General features: G+C 59.4%; 14 protein-coding genes. 8 read left to right on the top strand and 6 right to left on the bottom strand.

Annotated elements, in window-relative coordinates:
- Positions 1-8: 8 nt before the first annotated feature.
- Positions 9-1,001, bottom strand: a complete 993-nt coding sequence (gene deoC, locus SHM7688_RS03115; protein ID WP_058238975.1) for a deoxyribose-phosphate aldolase — start codon at positions 999-1,001, stop codon at positions 9-11.
- Between the two features lie 215 nt (positions 1,002-1,216).
- Here deoC and SHM7688_RS03110 point away from each other — a divergent pair, with 215 nt between their 5' ends.
- From SHM7688_RS03110 to SHM7688_RS03095, 4 genes are read left to right on the top strand one after another with little or no spacing between them, the layout of a single operon-like run.
- Positions 1,217-2,155, top strand: a complete 939-nt coding sequence (locus tag SHM7688_RS03110; RefSeq protein ID WP_223229162.1) for a metal ABC transporter solute-binding protein, Zn/Mn family — start codon at positions 1,217-1,219, stop codon at positions 2,153-2,155.
- A gap of 10 nt (positions 2,156-2,165) precedes the next feature.
- Positions 2,166-2,972 (top strand): metal ABC transporter ATP-binding protein, encoded by an 807-nt coding sequence (locus tag SHM7688_RS03105; RefSeq protein WP_083498947.1) that lies wholly within the window; start codon positions 2,166-2,168, stop codon positions 2,970-2,972.
- A gap of 3 nt (positions 2,973-2,975) precedes the next feature.
- A complete protein-coding gene (locus tag SHM7688_RS03100; RefSeq protein ID WP_058238540.1) occupies positions 2,976-4,181 on the top strand; it encodes a metal ABC transporter permease in 1,206 nt (401 codons plus the stop codon).
- The gene (locus SHM7688_RS03095; protein ID WP_058238539.1) at positions 4,178-5,104 is read left to right on the top strand and encodes a metal ABC transporter permease; all 927 of its coding nucleotides are present in this window, start codon (positions 4,178-4,180) and stop codon (positions 5,102-5,104) included. Before SHM7688_RS03100 ends, SHM7688_RS03095 begins: the two co-directional genes overlap by 4 nt.
- An 11-nt stretch (positions 5,105-5,115) precedes the next feature.
- Here the strand turns inward: SHM7688_RS03095 and SHM7688_RS03090 are convergent, their stop codons facing one another.
- Positions 5,116-6,864 (bottom strand): SulP family inorganic anion transporter, encoded by a 1,749-nt coding sequence (locus tag SHM7688_RS03090; protein WP_058238973.1) that lies wholly within the window; start codon positions 6,862-6,864, stop codon positions 5,116-5,118.
- A gap of 264 nt (positions 6,865-7,128) precedes the next feature.
- Positions 7,129-8,481, bottom strand: coding sequence for an aminotransferase class III-fold pyridoxal phosphate-dependent enzyme (locus tag SHM7688_RS03085; RefSeq protein ID WP_058238538.1), 1,353 nt, complete (start codon positions 8,479-8,481; stop codon positions 7,129-7,131).
- A gap of 195 nt (positions 8,482-8,676) precedes the next feature.
- On the opposite strand from SHM7688_RS03085, the gene mutL reads away from it, so the two are divergent.
- From mutL to SHM7688_RS03070, 3 genes are all read left to right on the top strand, one after another.
- Positions 8,677-10,620, top strand: a complete 1,944-nt coding sequence (gene mutL / locus SHM7688_RS03080) for a DNA mismatch repair endonuclease MutL (RefSeq protein WP_058238537.1) — start codon at positions 8,677-8,679, stop codon at positions 10,618-10,620.
- Positions 10,620-11,939: a DNA recombination protein RmuC gene (locus SHM7688_RS03075; protein ID WP_058238972.1), complete on the top strand. Its 1,320-nt coding sequence runs from the start codon at positions 10,620-10,622 to the stop codon at positions 11,937-11,939. The genes mutL and SHM7688_RS03075 overlap by 1 nt, the downstream gene beginning before the upstream one ends.
- Positions 11,940-12,167: 228 nt before the next feature.
- Positions 12,168-12,494 carry a DUF3775 domain-containing protein gene (locus SHM7688_RS03070; RefSeq protein WP_058238971.1) on the top strand — a complete coding sequence of 109 codons (327 nt, stop codon included), beginning with the start codon at positions 12,168-12,170 and terminating at the stop codon, positions 12,492-12,494.
- Between the two features lie 17 nt (positions 12,495-12,511).
- Here SHM7688_RS03070 and SHM7688_RS03065 read toward each other — a convergent pair whose 3' ends face one another.
- Positions 12,512-13,090 carry a TetR/AcrR family transcriptional regulator gene (locus tag SHM7688_RS03065; protein WP_058238536.1) on the bottom strand — a complete coding sequence of 193 codons (579 nt, stop codon included), beginning with the start codon at positions 13,088-13,090 and terminating at the stop codon, positions 12,512-12,514.
- Positions 13,091-13,193: 103 nt separating this feature from the next.
- On the opposite strand from SHM7688_RS03065, the gene SHM7688_RS03060 reads away from it, so the two are divergent.
- Positions 13,194-13,787 (top strand): NAD(P)H-dependent oxidoreductase, encoded by a 594-nt coding sequence (locus SHM7688_RS03060; protein ID WP_058238535.1) that lies wholly within the window; start codon positions 13,194-13,196, stop codon positions 13,785-13,787.
- A gap of 73 nt (positions 13,788-13,860) precedes the next feature.
- Here the strand turns inward: SHM7688_RS03060 and SHM7688_RS03055 are convergent, their stop codons facing one another.
- On the bottom strand, positions 13,861-15,003 hold the full coding sequence (locus SHM7688_RS03055; RefSeq protein ID WP_058238534.1) for a saccharopine dehydrogenase C-terminal domain-containing protein: 1,143 nt from the start codon (positions 15,001-15,003) through the stop codon (positions 13,861-13,863).
- A gap of 14 nt (positions 15,004-15,017) precedes the next feature.
- Entirely contained in the window at positions 15,018-16,073 is a 1,056-nt protein-coding gene (locus SHM7688_RS03050) for a saccharopine dehydrogenase (RefSeq protein ID WP_058238533.1), read from the bottom strand.
- Positions 16,074-16,247 lie beyond the last annotated feature (174 nt).

The raw sequence follows: 16,247 nt of genomic DNA, 5'->3' as shown, positions 1-16,247 counted from the left end.
TCGGCTCCTTACGCCATCGCATGGCGGTGGCTGGCCGAATAGTGGCCGGTGACATGGTGCTCAAGCTGGCGCTCAATGTCGCCCAGCAGGGACGAGGCGCCAAAGCGGAAGAGATCGGGCTGCAGCCAGCGATCGCCCAGCTCATCTTTGATCAATGAGAGGTAGACCAGCGCGTCTTTGGCTTTGGAAATGCCGCCCGCCGGTTTGTAGCCCACGCGGAACCCTGTGCGCTCATAATAGTCACGGATCGCGCGGATCATCACAAGGGAGACTGGCAGGGTTGCGTTCACGCTTTCCTTGCCGGTGGAGGTCTTGATGAAATCTGCGCCGGCCATCATACACACCAGAGACGCGCGGGCCACATTGCGCAATGTGCCCAATTCACCAGTGGCCAGAATGGCTTTTACATGAGCGTCACCACAGGCTGCCCGCATTTCGGACATTTCCTCATAAAGCGCTTGCCAGTTGCCTTGCAGCACATGGCGACGGGTGATGACGATATCGATTTCTTCGGCACCGGCTTTGACGCTCTCGCCAATCTCTGCGATGCGCAGGTGATAGGGGGACAGGCCCGCCGGGAAGCCCGTGGACACGGCGGCCACAGGAATGCCAGAGCCTTGAAGCGCGCCCACGGCGGTTTCGACCATATCGTGATAGACACAGACCGCGCCGGTGGTCAGGCCGGTCATGCCAAGCGCCTCCAGCAGATCAGCCCGCACAGGCTGTTTCGCCTTGGCGCAAAGCCGTTCAACGCGGCCTTGGCTGTCGTCACCGGACAATGTGGTCAGATCAATCAGGGAGATCGCCTTGCACAGCCATGCGGCCTGATAGTCTTTCTTGACTGAACGGCGGCCCGGCAAGGTCTTCGCGCGGCGCTCAATGGCGGATGTATTGGCCTGCGCAGAGCGCACCCAGTCAAGGTCCAGTGCCATTCCCGGATTGCGCGGTTCCAGCGCGGTAGGCAGCTGGTGCCCTTCGGCAGTCGTGGTGGGCGTGTGCATCATTCTATCCTGTTGCGGAAAAACAGGCTCCAAAGTGCCTCATTTTATGACGCTTTGGCAAGGTACTGTGATGTTGTTTAGGCGCATTTTTGATCATGTGGTCAATTAAAAGATGAGAATAAGTCGCAATTGCGTTGACAGACGTGAGAATGGTTCTCATATTCAACTCAAGGCGAGTAAATAGGTGAAAAATGCGAATCCTCCGCAGAAGTTTTATGGCCGCAGCCCTTGCGGCATTGGCAAGCACAGCCGCGCCCGTGTTAGCGGATACCGCGCTCAAAGTTGTGGCGACCACCGGTATGATTGCAGACACGGCGCGTCGTATTGGCGGCGACAGTGTGGATGTGAAAGGTTTGATGGGGCCGGGGGTGGATCCGCATGCCTATCGTCAGACCCGCACGGATATCTTGGCAATGACCAAGGCGGATCTGGTGCTCTGGCACGGCCTCTACCTTGAAGCGCAAATGGAAGAATTCTTCCACGATCTGGAAGCCAAGGGCAACGTTGTGGCGGTGACGGATACGCTGCCGCGTGATCTGCTGCGGGGACATGATGACTATGCCGACAAATATGACCCCCACGTCTGGATGGATCCGCGCCTTTGGGTGTTTGTGGCCGAGCGCGTACAAGATGCTTTGACGCAGGCGCGCCCTGAGCAAGCCGCATATTTCGCGGAAAACGCCGAAGCCTTCTTGGCAGATCTCAATGCGCTGTCTGACTATGCGCAGACGAGCCTTACATCTGTACCGCAGGATGCGCGTATCCTGCTGACCGCGCATGACGCCTTTGGCTATTTTGGTCAGGCCTATGGATTTGAGGTGATGGGCATTCAAGGCATATCCACCGAGTCCGAAGCCGGTCTGAATCGCATCAGCGCCTTAGTGGATATGTTGGTGGACCGCCAGATTGGGGCCGTGTTTGTAGAAAGCTCTGTCTCTGACCGTTCCATCCGCGCCTTGGTCGAAGGCGCCGCTGCACGCGGGCACGAAGTGACGATTGGAGGTGAGTTGTTCTCTGACGCGATGGGGGAAAACGGCACCTATGAAGGCACCTATGTGGGTATGATTGATCACAATATCACCGTGATTTCTCGTGCACTTGGCGGAGACGCCCCTGTACGTGGCATGGCCGATCGCCTGTCTGCAGGCACATAAGGAAACTGTGATGAACGTGGAATTGGTTGCAAATAAAGGAGAGGTGCCTGCGGCGCCTCTTCCCGCCCACAGTCCTTTGGCAATTAGAGGCATGACGGTGTCTTACGGACAGAAACCAGTTGTGTTTTCTGTGGATATGACCGTTGTTGAGGGATCCATGACGGCCATTATTGGGCCCAATGGGGCTGGGAAATCGACACTGTTGAAAGCCGCTTTGGGGATTGTCACCCCTCTGGCCGGGCAGGCGCAGGTGTTTGGGCAACCTTTGAAGGCAGCCCGTCACCGGATTGCCTATGTGCCACAGCGCGCGAGCGTTGACTGGGATTTCCCAACGCGCGTGATTGATGTGGTGCTCATGGGCCTGTCTCGCGAGTTGGGCCTGCTGGGGCGCATTCGTGGACATCATAAGGAAAAAGCTCTCGCGTGCCTTGCGCGGGTTGGCATGACGGATTTTGCGGATCGTCAGATTGGTCAATTGTCCGGCGGCCAGCAACAGCGTGTCTTTCTGGCCCGGGCACTGGCGCAGAATGCGGATCTTTATCTGCTGGATGAGCCTTTTGCCGGTGTGGACGCTGCCACGGAAAAAGCCATTATTGAGGTCCTCAAAGGATTGAAATCAGAAGGCAAAACAGTGGTGTCCGTGCATCATGATCTGACCACGGTGCGCAGTTATTTTGACCGTGTGTTCCTGATCAATACGCGCAAAATGGCCGAAGGCAGTGTGACGGAGGCCTTTACGCCTGAAACGCTCAATCAAACCTATGGCGGGCGACTGGCAACAGGCCAGATTGATCAGCTGGAACTGGCTGCGGGCTAAGCGATGTTGTGGAGTGCTCTGACGCTACAGCTTGGCTATAATGCCACGCTGGTGACCATTGGTGCGACCCTGCTGGGCATTGCCGCAGGGGTGACAGGCACGTTCCTCTACCTACGCAAGCGTGCGCTGGTCAGCGACGCCATCAGCCATGCCACCCTACCGGGTGTGGGGCTGGCCTTCATCCTGATGGTCTTGCTGGGCGGCGATGGGCGCTCTTTGCCCGGTCTGCTGCTGGGGGCCGCCATATCGTCTTGGATTGGGCTCTTGTGTGTGAACTGGCTGACGCGACACACCCGCCTGTCCGAAGATGCCGCCATCGGCGCTGTGCTGTCGGTCTTCTTTGGGTTTGGCATTGTCCTGCTGACGGTGATCCAAAGTCTGGGATCCGGGCGTGCAGCCGGTTTGGAAGGCTTTCTGCTGGGTGCCACTGCGGGCATGTTGTTCAACGAGGCGCTGGTGATTGCTGTGGGCGGTGCTCTGACGCTGGTCGCCGTTGTGATTTTGCGCCGTCCCATGACCCTGCTGGCCTTTGATCCGGAATATGCAGCGGCGCGGGGCATCAATGTTGCGCGTATGGATCTCGCCATTATGGCGCTTGCCTTGGCCGTAACAGTGATTGGTCTGAAAATCGTTGGCCTTATTCTGATTGTGGCGATGCTGATCATTCCCCCGGTCTCCGCCCGGTTCTGGACCGATCGTACGGATCATATGGTGCTGGTGTCAGGGCTGTGTGGTGGGGTGGCCTCATGGATCGGCGCGGCCGTATCTGCCAGTGCGCCTGCGCTGCCAACTGGCCCCATCATTGTGTTGACAAGCTTTGCTCTGTTTGTGCTGTCGCTGTTGCTGGCGCCACGTCGCGGCGTTTTGGCAGCGGTGATCCGTCATCGCCGGTTTCAGCGTCGGGTGCATCTGCGTCAGGGCCTCCTTGCGCTTGCACAGGGGCAGCCCATTTATGAGGCCTATACAATGCGGTTGCTGCGGCGCAGTGGGTTGGCCCATGCCGATGGGGTGCCAACCGATATCGGCAAAGCGCGTGCCGCCAAAGCGCTGCGCGACGAAACCCGCTGGCAGCTGGTGCGCCGCGATCAGGCCTTCGAAAGCGCAGCCGCGCTCTATGATGGGCTGCGCGATATCGAAACGGTCCTGACCCCGGACCAAATCCAAGAAATCGACCGCCGTATGGGCGGCCCGAGAGAGGTGACACCGTGAGTGGTGAAGAGTTTGTCCCCCTTTCCCTGACGCCCTTGTTGATTGGGATTTTGGCCGCTGTGGCCTGTGCGCTGCCGGGGAACTTCCTGCTCCTGCGCAGGCAGGCGCTGATTGGAGACGCGATCTCCCACGTGGTTCTTCCCGGCATTGTCGTGGCTTTCCTGCTCACAGGAATTGTCGCAGCCGTCCCGATGATGCTGGGCGCTGCGGGCGCGGCCGTGGTGGCCGTTTTGATGATCGAAGCCATCCGCCGATTGGGCAATATCGAGCCGGGCGCCGCGATGGGGCTCACATTCACCACGCTGTTTGCCGCCGGTGTTCTGCTTCTGGAGCAGAGCGACACCTCTGGCGTACATCTGGATGTGGAACATGCACTCTACGGCAATCTGGAAAGCCTGATCTGGCTGGAGGCTTCAGGGTGGGCGAGTGTGCTGGATCCTGTGGCCCTGTCGGGTCTGCCGCCGGAGCTCGGGCGTGTTGCCGTGGCCACTCTCGGTGTGATGGCCTTCCTGTGGATCGCGTGGCGGCCCTTGGTGGTGTCCACATTTGATGAAGGCTTTGCGCAGTCTCTTGGGATGCACACGACGGGCTTGGGTATTGCTGTGGTGATCGTCTCAGCCTTGGCCGCGGTGGCGGCATTTGATGCGGTGGGCTCTATCATCGTGATCGCCATGTTCATTTGCCCGCCTGCCGCCGCGCGGCTGATGACCAACCGTCTGGAGGTGCAGATTGGGTGGAGCGTGGTGTTTGCGGTGCTGTCTGCCGTGCTGGGATATGTGTTTGCCGGCTATGGTCCCCTATGGCTCGGCTATGACCACGCGGTGAGCGCGGCGGGCATGATTGCCACCGTCTCCGGCGTGATCCTTGCCTTGGCCGCAGGCTTCGCGCCACATCGTCATCGCAGCGGTGCTCCTGCCCTGTGAGAGCGACCGTCTTAGGCCGTGATCTTTGATGGGGGCTCTGTTGGGGCCGTCAACCTGTCCCAGGCCTCATATTGGGACAGGAAGATGTCGCCACTCAGCTCTTCCAGAAAATGACTGCGTTTGAGACGGTCCATCACCGGCCCCTTCACCTCTGAGAAATGCAGCCGGATGTTCATCTCTTTGAGGCGCGTATTGATCGCCTCCAGACTTTCCAACGCGCTCAGGTCGATCTCGTTCACAGCAGAGGCCATCAGCACGACATCCGTGATGGGCTGATCACAGACCACCCGGTCGTAGACATAGTCTTCCAGATAGCGGGCGTTGGCGAAGTACAGGCTTTCGTCAATCCGCAGAGAGACGAGATGCGGCGTGGTTTTGACAGTGTGACGCAGAATATTGCGGAAATGCTGTGTGCCGGGCACCAAGCCTACCTCGGCCACATGTGGGCGCGATGTTTTGTAAAGATGCAACCCGATGGACAGCACGACCCCCGCGCTGACGCCCACTTCCACTCCCAATCCCAGCGTCAGGGCAATGGTGGTGGCAACGGCGGCAAAATCGACCCGCGAATATCTCCAAGCGTGACGCAGAATTGAGAGATCAACAAGGCTCAGCACGGCCACGATGATGGTTGCGGCAAGGGTGGCCTTGGGCAGAAAGAACAGCAGAGGCGTGAGGAACATTGCGGCGAGCGCGATGCCGATGGCGGTAAAGGCGCCAGCCGCAGGAGTTTGTGCGCCGGCATCAAAGTTCACCACCGATCGAGCAAAGCCACCGGTGACCGGGTATCCGCCTGAGAGGGCCGAGGCGATGTTAGAGGTGCCCAGGCCAATGAGTTCCTGGTCGGGGTCAATGCGCTGACGTCTTTTGGCCGCCAGCGTCTGCGCCACGGAGACACTTTCCACAAAGCCGATAATCGAGATCAACATGGCCGCAAGAAAGAGATCAGACCAGAGGCCGGGGGCAAAACTTGGCAGTGTGAGCGGCGGCAGGCCGGTGGGCACCTCCCCCACAATTGCGACGCCTTTGTCGCCAAGGTCAAAAGCATATGCCGCCAGCGTTGTGGCGGCCACCGCAGCCACGGGGCCTGCTTTGGTGAGCACATCTGCAAGACGTGGGGGCACCCCCAGACGCGCGAGCAGCGGTTTCAGTCCTTTGCGGGTCCAGAACAGAAATCCCATTGCTGTGCTGCCAAGCAGGAGGGTGTAGAGGTTGATCTCTGGCAGATGCGCGAGCAGCGATATCAGCAGCTCTGGCAGGGTATGGCCATGTGCGCTGACACCAAAGATGTGTTTGAGCTGACTTGTGGCAATGAGGATACCGGAAGCGGTGATAAAGCCTGCAATCACTGGATGTGACAGGAAATTGGCCAGAAAACCGAGGCGTAGAAGGCCCATGCCTGTCAGCATCACCCCGGAAATAAACGCCAGCGCGATGGCGGCAGCGATGTAATCCGTTGTGCTGTCCAGATTGAGGGTGCCCACAGCCGCCGCTGTCATCAGCGAGACCACGGCCACAGGCCCCACCGCAAGCACGCGAGAGGTCCCAAAGATCGCATAGGCCACAAGCGGCAGGATGGAGGCATAAAGCCCCACTTCCGGTGGCAAACCTGCCAATAGCGCATAGGCCAGCGACTGTGGGATCAGCATGATGGTGACAATCACCGCCGCGAGCAGATCCGCTTCCAACGTGGGTCTGGTATAGGTCCGCCCCCAAGCGAGGATCGGGAAATAGCGCGCGATTTTGGAGCGGTCTGTCATGCAAGCCTCATGCGGTCTGGCGGTGCGCGACATATACATTCAAAAAAATGAATAAGAAAGCCTCTCTGTGAGATCAGGCCCGTCTGTTTGCTCAAGTTGGCTCTGTGGGTTTCCCGCGGGGCGGCAACGCACAGCGAAAGAGAGACGCAGTGTGGTTGCGCGTTATGGCTGCGCGGCGCGCAACAGGCTCAAGGCCATGCCTTGAGCCGGGCCCAACATCCGGTGCGGCCCCGAAGGGCCGCTTCCGGATGGCGGGAGCTTTTGTCAGGCGGCGGCGAAACCTGCGTCCAGCGCGCTGAGAATTGTGTCCACTTCGCCTTTGGAAATGGTCAGCGGGGGCGACATCAGAATATTATGCATGCCCAGACGCACCATGGCACCAGCCTGATAGGCGGTCTCATGGATCTTCTTCATGGTGGCCATGTCCATGGGCGTTTTGGCGCCTTTGTCAGAGACCAGCTCAATGCCTGTCATGAGGCCATGGCCCCCGCGCACATCCCCGATGATGTCATATTTTTCTGCCAGCTTCAGAACCCCCTCATAAAGCTGCGTGCCGCGCGCGGCCGCATTGGTTTTCAGATCCAGGCGCTGGGTCTCTGCCAGACAGGCGACCACGGCGGCGGATCCCACCGGATGGGCAGAATAGGTATAGCCATGGAAAATGCCGGCTTCGCCAGAGGTGTCGTTTTCAAACACATCTGCCACTTTGTCATTCATCAAACAGGCGCCCACCGGGAAATAGCCCGAGGTGATGCCCTTGGCCGTGGTCATCATGTCAGGTTTCACACCCCAGTGCCGTGCCCCGGACCAATCCCCGGTGCGGCCAAAACCGGTGATCACCTCATCTGAAATCATCAGAATGCCGTGGCGGTCACAGATCTCGCGCATGAGCTTCATGAAAGAGGCATCCGGCACGATCACCCCACCTGCGCCTTGAATCGGCTCCATGATGAAGGCCGCAATGGTGTTGGCCCCCTGGAAGGCAATCTCATCCTCAAAGGCGGCGGCAATGTTTTGTGCAAGCTGTGCCGGATCGGTTTCGTGAAACGGATTGCGATAGCTGTAGGGGGAGGGCAGGTGGAAACAGCCGGGCAGCAGTGGCTCATAGTTGATGCGGAAGCGGTTGTTACCATTGACACTGGCCCCGCCAAAATGCGTGCCGTGATAGCCTTTCTTCAGGCTGAGGAATTTGGTGCGGGTCGGTTCTCCACGCAGGCGATGATATTGGCGCGCCAGCCGCAGGGCGGTTTCCACGGAATCGGACCCACCAGAGGTGAAAAACACCCGCGTCATGCCGTCCTTGACGAAAAACTCCCGCACCGCGTAAGAGGCCTCAATGGCCGCCGGGTTGGAGCTGCCGGCGAAAGCGGAATAATACGGCAGATCATAGAGCTGCTTGGCAATTGCCTCTTTCACCACATCATTGGAATAGCCGAGGTTCACACACCAAAGGCCGCCCACGGCGTCCACGGCAGAATGCCCGTCAATATCGGTGATGTTCACCCCTTCAGCGGTCTTGATGATCTTTGGTGGTGTGCTGTGCGAATCGGCGGGCGCGCCCATCGGATGCCAGAGGTGGCGGGCGTTGTTTTCCTTGAGGAAGTTGTCGTCTTTCATCGGTGGGCTCCCTTGGTGGCGGGGCAATGCCCCGCGTCGTCATAATTTGATCAAATTATGGGGAAGGCCTTTTGTCCTGTCCAGCGAAACTGCGCTGAACTGTGTGCGAAAGGGTGGATTTTTCGAGGTGTCTTAGCACCGTACACCGGCAATGGCGGTGGTAGAATCAAACAGGAACATGCTAGATTTCGTCTCATGCCTGTGGATAACCCCAATATAAGCGCCCCGCCCCAAGCGGATCAGCCCGTCATTCGTCAATTGGACGATGCGGCGATCAATAGAATTGCGGCAGGAGAGGTGGTCGAACGCCCTGCATCCGCCGTGAAAGAGCTGGTGGAAAACGCTATTGATGCGGGCGGCCGACGGATTGAAATTGCCTATGCAGATGGGGGCAAGACCCTCATTCGCATCACCGATGATGGCTGTGGCATCACCGAAGCGCAGCTGCCTCTGGCGCTATCGCGCCACGCTACGTCCAAAATTGATGGCAGCGATCTTCTGGACATCCACACCTTTGGCTTTCGCGGGGAGGCTCTGCCCTCGCTGGGGGCGGTGGGGCGTCTGAGCATCACTTCGCGTGTCGGCCGCGCCGCGGCGGCCAGCATCGCAGTCGAAGGCGGCCAGATGGGGCCGGTGAAACCTGCTGCCCTGTCGGGCGGCACCATCGTCGAGCTGCGGGATCTGTTTTATGCCACGCCCGCCCGTCTGAAATTCATGCGCAGCGACCGTGCAGAGGCGCAGGCGATCACCGATGTGGTCAAACGCCTCGCCATGGCGGAACCCTTTATTGGCTTCACTCTGCGCGATGTGACCGGTGGCGGCGAAGGGCGTGTCACCTTTCGGGCCGAGGCGGAAAGTGGCGATCTGTTTGATGCCCTGCATGGGCGGCTGGCGCGGATTCTGGGTAAAGAGTTTGCCGAAAACGCGCTGAAAATTGATGCAGAGCGCGAAGGGCTGCGCCTGATCGGCTATGCCGCGCTGCCCACCTATTCGCGCGGCTCTTCTGTGGCCCAATATCTGTTTGTGAACGGCCGCCCGGTGAAGGACAAACTGCTGGTTGGCGCGCTGCGCGGAGCCTATTTTGATTATCTCAGCCGTGACCGCCACCCGGCGGCGGCGCTGTTCATTGATTGTGATCCGCATCTGGTGGATGTGAACGTGCACCCGGCCAAGAGTGAGGTGCGGTTTCGCGATCCGGGGCTGGCGCGGGGGCTGATTGTCTCCAGCCTGCGCCATGCGCTGGCGGAAGCGGGCCATCGCGCCTCCACCACGGTGGCCAATTCCACCCTCAATGCCTTTCGCCCCGAACCGCTTGGCGCGCTGGGTGCTGCGTCGGTTGCGCCCCCCGATGGACAGGCGCGGGTTTATCAGATGGACCGCCCAAGCCTTGGCGCACGCACGGCTGCCTATCAGGCGCAGGCCCCTGCATTTACGCCCTCCCCCTCTGGCTCCTCACCGTCGGAAACAGGTTTTTCCGAGTTGACCGAGGCCTATTCTGCGCGGGTGGAGCCCTTCCCCGATGACACCACCGCGCTGTCGCAGGCTGCTGCGACCGAAGGTCTGCCGCTGGGTGCGGCGCGGGCGCAGGTGCATGAGAACTATATCGTCGCGCAAACAGAGACCGGCATGGTGATTGTTGATCAGCATGCGGCTCATGAGCGTCTGGTCTATGAAAAACTCAAACGTCAGATGGCCGAAAACGGCGTGGCGGCGCAGGCTTTGTTGATCCCGGAAATCGTGGAACTCTCTGAGGACGACTGTGCCCGGATCATGAGTGTGGCCGAACCGCTCTCCAGCCTTGGCTTGACGATTGAGGCCTTCGGCGGTGGGGCTGTGGCCGTGCGGGAAACCCCGGCGCTGCTGGGCGAAGTCAATGCGCGGGCCATGGTGCTCGATATTCTGGATGAGCTGGATGACACGGGCGAAAGCATGCTGGTGCAGGCCAAGCTTGAGGCCATTTTAAGCCGGGTGGCCTGCCATGGATCGATCCGCTCAGGGCGGCGCATGCGCGCCGAAGAGATGAACGCGCTGTTGCGCGAGATGGAGGCCACGCCGCATTCCGGGCAATGCAATCACGGGCGGCCAACCTATGTGGAATTGAAACTGGCCGATATTGAACGGCTGTTTGGGCGGACATGATGGACGGTATGGATCTGGCCTTGGCCAATATGGAAACGGCAACGCTCTATGTATTGGGGGGCCTGGGGCTGGCGGTGCTGTTGCTGTTTGTGATGCTGCGCGCCACAGCGCAGGCGCGGGCGGCACAGACGGAGGCCTTCATTGCCCAGCATATGGGGCAGATGGCACAGCGGGTGGATCAGCTCGCCACCGGGCAGGCGCAGCTGGATGGCGGTCTGCGCGCGCAGGCCCAATCCCAAAGCCAGATTGCCACCTTGATGGAGCAGCGGCTCGGAGAGGTGCAGGTCAACCTGCATGAAAACCTCGCCAAGGTGCAGCGCAGCACAGGCGAAAATCTGGCCTCCATGCAGCAGAAGATGGCCGACACGCTGGCGGTGCAACAGCTGCAGATGCAGGAGAACCTCTCCAATATGCAGATGCGCACCGGCACGGCGCTGAATGAGATGCAGGAGAAGCTCAACACCTCGCTGATGGGCAACGCCAAACAGACGGCGACCTCACTCACCCAGTTGCAGGAGCGGTTGCAGACCATCGACAAGGCCCAGGAAAACATCACGCGGCTCTCCGGGGATGTGCTGAGCTTGCAGGATATCCTGTCCAACAAACAGACGCGCGGGGCCTTTGGGGAGATTCAGCTCACCGATATCGTCTCCAAAGCGCTGCCCAGCGACAGCTATGCGCTGCAACAGACACTCTCCAATGGCAAACGGGCGGATTGCCTGATCCACCTGCCCAATCCCCCCGGCCCCATTGTGATCGACAGCAAATTCCCGTTGGAAGCTTATGAGGCCATGCTGTCGTCTGAAACCGAGGCCGCGCTGAAGGCGGGCATTCAGATGTTCAAAACCTCGGTGCGCAAACACATCAAGGATATTTCTGAGAAATACATCATCGAAGGGGAAACCGCCGATGGGGCTCTGATGTTCCTGCCCTCGGAGGCGGTCTATGCGGAGCTGCATGCCAAATTCCCGGATCTGGTGCGCGAGGGTTTTGCCGCGCGGGTGTGGATTGTCTCCCCCACCACCTGCATGGCGACGCTCAACACCATGCGTGCCATTCTCAAAGATGCCCGGATGCGCGAACAGGCTGGGGCCATTCGCCGCGAGCTGGGCCTGCTCTACGCGGATGTGGAGCGGCTGGGCACGCGGGTGGACAATCTCGATCGCCACTTTGGTCAGGCCGCCAAGGATATCAGTGAAATCAAGATCAGCGCGGATAAGGCCGGACGACGCGCACGCCGGTTGGACAACTTTGATTTTGAAGAGATTGCCCAGCCGGAGGACAATAAAGTTGTGCCGCTGAGCAAACCGGAAAGCTGACCGGCGACCGGAGCGGGGTTAGGCCATTGGCGGTTGCCGCTTGTGGGCGGGGCGCAGCCCCGCAGGCTCAAGGCAGAGCCTTGAGCCGTGCCCAAGGGATGGAAGCACAGCTTGCTGTGCATCCCATACCACGGGAGCCTGTCCGTCTTGCTTGAAAACAGTTTGCGCCATGTCAAAGACGCGGTGCAGTCTGCTTGGGACAGTGGTGCAGACAAAGGGAGACGCGAAATGCTTGAGATTTCTGCATGGAAAGTGGCGCAGGTTGTGCTGATGGCGCGTGAACTCGACCGAGCCGAAGGCGAGTTGCGGGCCTTTATTGACCGTTTGAACGAAGACGAGCAGGCCAGCCTTGTGGCGGTGATGTGGATCGGTCGCGACAGCTTCACGGTGGATGACATCGGTGAAGCTTTGATGACGGCAAAGACTGAAAACACAGTCCCCACCGCTGATTACCTGCTGGGCTCGCCGCATCTGTCCGACCATCTGGAAAACGGTATGGAGGCATTGGGCCTGTCGCTTTCAGATGAAGAAGATGATCTGGTGCGGGGCGGCTAAGCGCGCTCGCGCTCCGATCAGCTTTGGGGCGTCAGCCACGCCGCCAGATAGACTTGCAAACGCTCTCTGATCGAGAGACTGTTGTGTAGGCTGCAAAACATCAGGGAAATCGCCTGTATGGCAAAGGCCTGCACGCCCTCTGCCTGCAGCTGAGCTGAAATATCCGTGCGGAAAGGCCGCTGCGCGAGCCAGTCTGTCACCACCTGCTCATGGCGCCCGAAGGTCATGGCGATGGGCCCGATCTCTCGCTGCGCGGCCGCCCCTGAATGGCGCAAAATCACATCAAACACATAGCGCTCGCAGCTCATGAAAGCAGCAAGCGGCATTAGGGCATCGGTCATCTCGGCACTTGTGCGGGGTGCAGGCAGGGCTGCGATCTGATCCAGATGGCGGTCGATCTCTTTGCCAATTAGGTGGTCCATCAAAGCGTCTTTGTCTTTGAAATGCGCAAAAAACGTGCCTTTGGCGACGCCTGCACGTTTTACCACGTCCTCCACCCTGAGTGCTTCATATCCGCCCTCTGCGATGACAGCGGTGGCCGCGTCCAAAAGCTTGGTGCGGGTTTTTAATGTGCGTTGTTGAACTGCTTTGGCCATATCACCTTTCTATATGATTTCTGACCGTGGTCAAATTTTAATTGACCGCGGTCACTTTTTGGTGGAATAAAATTGACCATGGTCATTATTTTGGAGAATCATGATGTCATCGAAACGTATTTTTGTCCTGAATGGGCACCCGGCGGCGCAGTCGCTGACCGGCAGCTTGGCGGAGAGCTATGCCAATGCGGCGCGCAAGGCCGGTCATCAGGTGCGCCTGATCCAATTGCATGATCTGCAGTTTGACATGGATTATGGATTTGGCGGCTATGAGCGCCAAAAACCACTTGAGCCCGAATTGGAACAGTTGCTCACGGATCTGGAATGGGCGGAGCATGTAGTGGTTGCGACGCCAATGTGGTGGGGCGGGCTGCCTGCCAAGCTGAAAGGTCTGTTTGATCGCGCGCTGCTGCCGGGGCGGACCTTTGACACGCGCAACACCACCCCGCTTGGATTGCCCGCACCCCTGTTGACCGGAAAAACCGGGCGCATTCTGCTGTTGTCAGACACGCCGGGCTGGGTGTTTCGTCTGTTCTATCGCGATGCCCTGGCTGTGCAGCTGCGTCGCCAGATCTTGGAGTTTGTGGGGATCAAACCCGCCAAGGTCAGCACGTTTTCCGGCACGAGCCATCCCAAAGACGGCCTTGTGGCGCGGTGGCAAAGCCGTGTTGCCAAAATGGGTGCCTTGGGCCTGTGAGGACACCCAACGAAAACGGGCCTGAAAGTCTCCCCTTCAGGCCCGTATATTTAACTTTTTGCGGCCAATTAGATCAGGCGGTGTGATCCACGATCTGCATGTGCTGCGCCAAAGTGCCAATATGGGAGAGCCACTCAGAGACCAGCGCTTCCTCAGAGGGCGCAGCATGCACACCGGCGGCAATTTTACCATCAATCACAGCTTCAATGGCCAGCGACACCGGAATAGAGACAAGCCGCGCCATGGCGGTGCCGCGCACATCCCCCCAGGCGTCCATCGCATAGGTCTTGTGATACACCTCTGCACCGTCTTTCTCCGCCTTCAGCCCAACACAGAGAATAACGCGGTCCGGCTCACCTTCGTCATAGGAGTTTTCCTCCCAGAACTGATCGGACATTTCTTTGAGGCGGGCATCGCCCTCAGGCCCTGAAAGGGTTTCGATCTCGGTAAACACATCGCCCCAGGCCTCGGCCCAGCCATTGAGACGCAGCGTGCCGCGCACAAAGGTATCGACCTTCCAGTTGGGGTCAAATTTGTAGTCTTCCATGAAAGGAATGCTGTCGCGGTTTGGATAAACCTCAAAGGTTTCCGCCTCCGCCAGAGGGGCCTCATAACTGCTGATCGCGTCCCAGGGACGGTTTACATCCAAGGGGGCGCCGTCGCGGATGGAGCGAGATGGGGAGCGCAGGGCTTTCAACACGCCCAGTGGCGACCAGCTGAATTTGTAGCGGAACGGGTTGGCCACCTTTGGCACGCCACCGCAATAACTGATGAAGCTGAGGGTGTTGTCGGTGTCATAGGCGTCAGAGGCGCGGTAGTCGGCCACCAAAGCATGCGCCATCAGGTGGTCAATCCCCGGATCCAACCCCACCTCGTTCACGCAGGCCACGCCAGCGGCTTTGGCTTTGGCATCCAGCGCTTTCATTTCGGGCGCAATGTAGGAAGAGCTGACGAAATGCGCGCCCTTGGCGATGCACAGTTCGGCAAGCGGCACATGCCAGTCACCCGGCAACATGGAGACCACAACGTCGCCAGACACCAGCACTGCGCCGAGGGCGTCGATGTCAAAGACGCGGATGTCTTTGGTCAGGTCGCCCACTGCCTCTTCGGCTTTGGCAATTGTGCGGTTCCAGACAGTGACCGCGCGGCCTGCTTCAAGCAGGCGGCGCAGGCCGGGAATGGCCGAGAGGCCAGTGCCACACCAGTGAATTGTCATGTCTCTAACTCCCCTCAGAGATCTTTGGAATGGGTTTTGAAATCGGCCTCAGCGCGGGTCCAGACACCGCCGCTGAGGTCATCAAGTGTCAGCAGCGTGTCCAGCAATTGCGCGGCGTAATCCTCAGAGCTTTCGACCGGCAGCATGGAGGGCAGGTTGTCAATCGCCATCACATCCAGCACCGGCGCTTCGGCCACGCGCAATGCTGGTGCGTCCCATGTGGTGGCGCGATCATAGACCGGCACCGGGTTGTAATCGCTGTCCGGATCGCAGGCCACATCGCCAATGGCGGTGAGCTGACGCTCTGTGGTCAAAGCCTCTTGAGGCACAAACACCGGCGTGCCGGGGCGCGCAAAGATACAGTTCAGGAACAGATCATGTGCCAGAATTTCCGGAAACGGCCCCCCAGAGGCGGTTTCTGCCATGTCCCACTTTGTGACGGAACAGCCCATCGCTTCCAAAAGGTCCGCCGCACCGGTGCCCACGCGCCCCAGCGCACCGATCACAATGGCAGAAGGCCGGTCTGTGGCCAGCGCGTCCAACTCTGCGCCAAGATCCGCCAAAAGCGCATCTTTTCCTTTATAGACTCCCACCGGCGCACAAATGGCGCCGCGGTGTTGTGCGGCCCAGGATTTCAGGGTCACAGCCGCCCCGGCATAGCCCGCCCAATAGCCAAAGGCGGCCACACGGCGACCGGTGTCATCCACCAGATATTCCAGATCATACAATGTGCCGCCGCCCGCCTTGAAGCGCTTGAGCAAGGCCACGCCGGAATGCTGCCCTTTGAAGGCATGGCCAAACATAATGTGGCGATGCAGCAGCGGGGAGCCATCTTCCGGCAGCTCCTTTAGACCAAAGATGATCGCATCCTTGGGCGCGTCAGGCCAGCTGTTCTCTGCGGCAATGTCACAGCCCACGGCTTTGTAGCCTGCGATTGGGATCGCGCGCACGGAGCTTTCCTCAACGGTCACCCGGATGCCTTTGTCCATCAGCGCCTTTGCGCCTTCGGGTGTCAGACCCACCCGCTCTTCATTTGGCCGCTGTTCGGCCCGTACCCACAGATGAGTCATCTCGGCTCCCCTCATAGTTGCGGCTCCATAGACCAGCCCACTGCGCCGAAAGCAAGAGGCTCCCGCCCGTCGTCTGCTTGGCACAGCCAAGCCTCCTCCCGTTGGGCCCGGCTCAGCTGCCGCTGAGCCTGTCGCGCCCGCAGGCTTCCTCTTGATATAAATATCCCGGGGGAG

The sequence above is a fragment of the Shimia marina genome, assembly GCF_001458175.1.
Taxonomy (GTDB): Bacteria; Pseudomonadota; Alphaproteobacteria; order Rhodobacterales; family Rhodobacteraceae; genus Shimia; species Shimia marina.
Note: the sequence above shows the minus strand (reverse complement) of the source record. Positions and strands in the feature narration are given on the sequence as shown.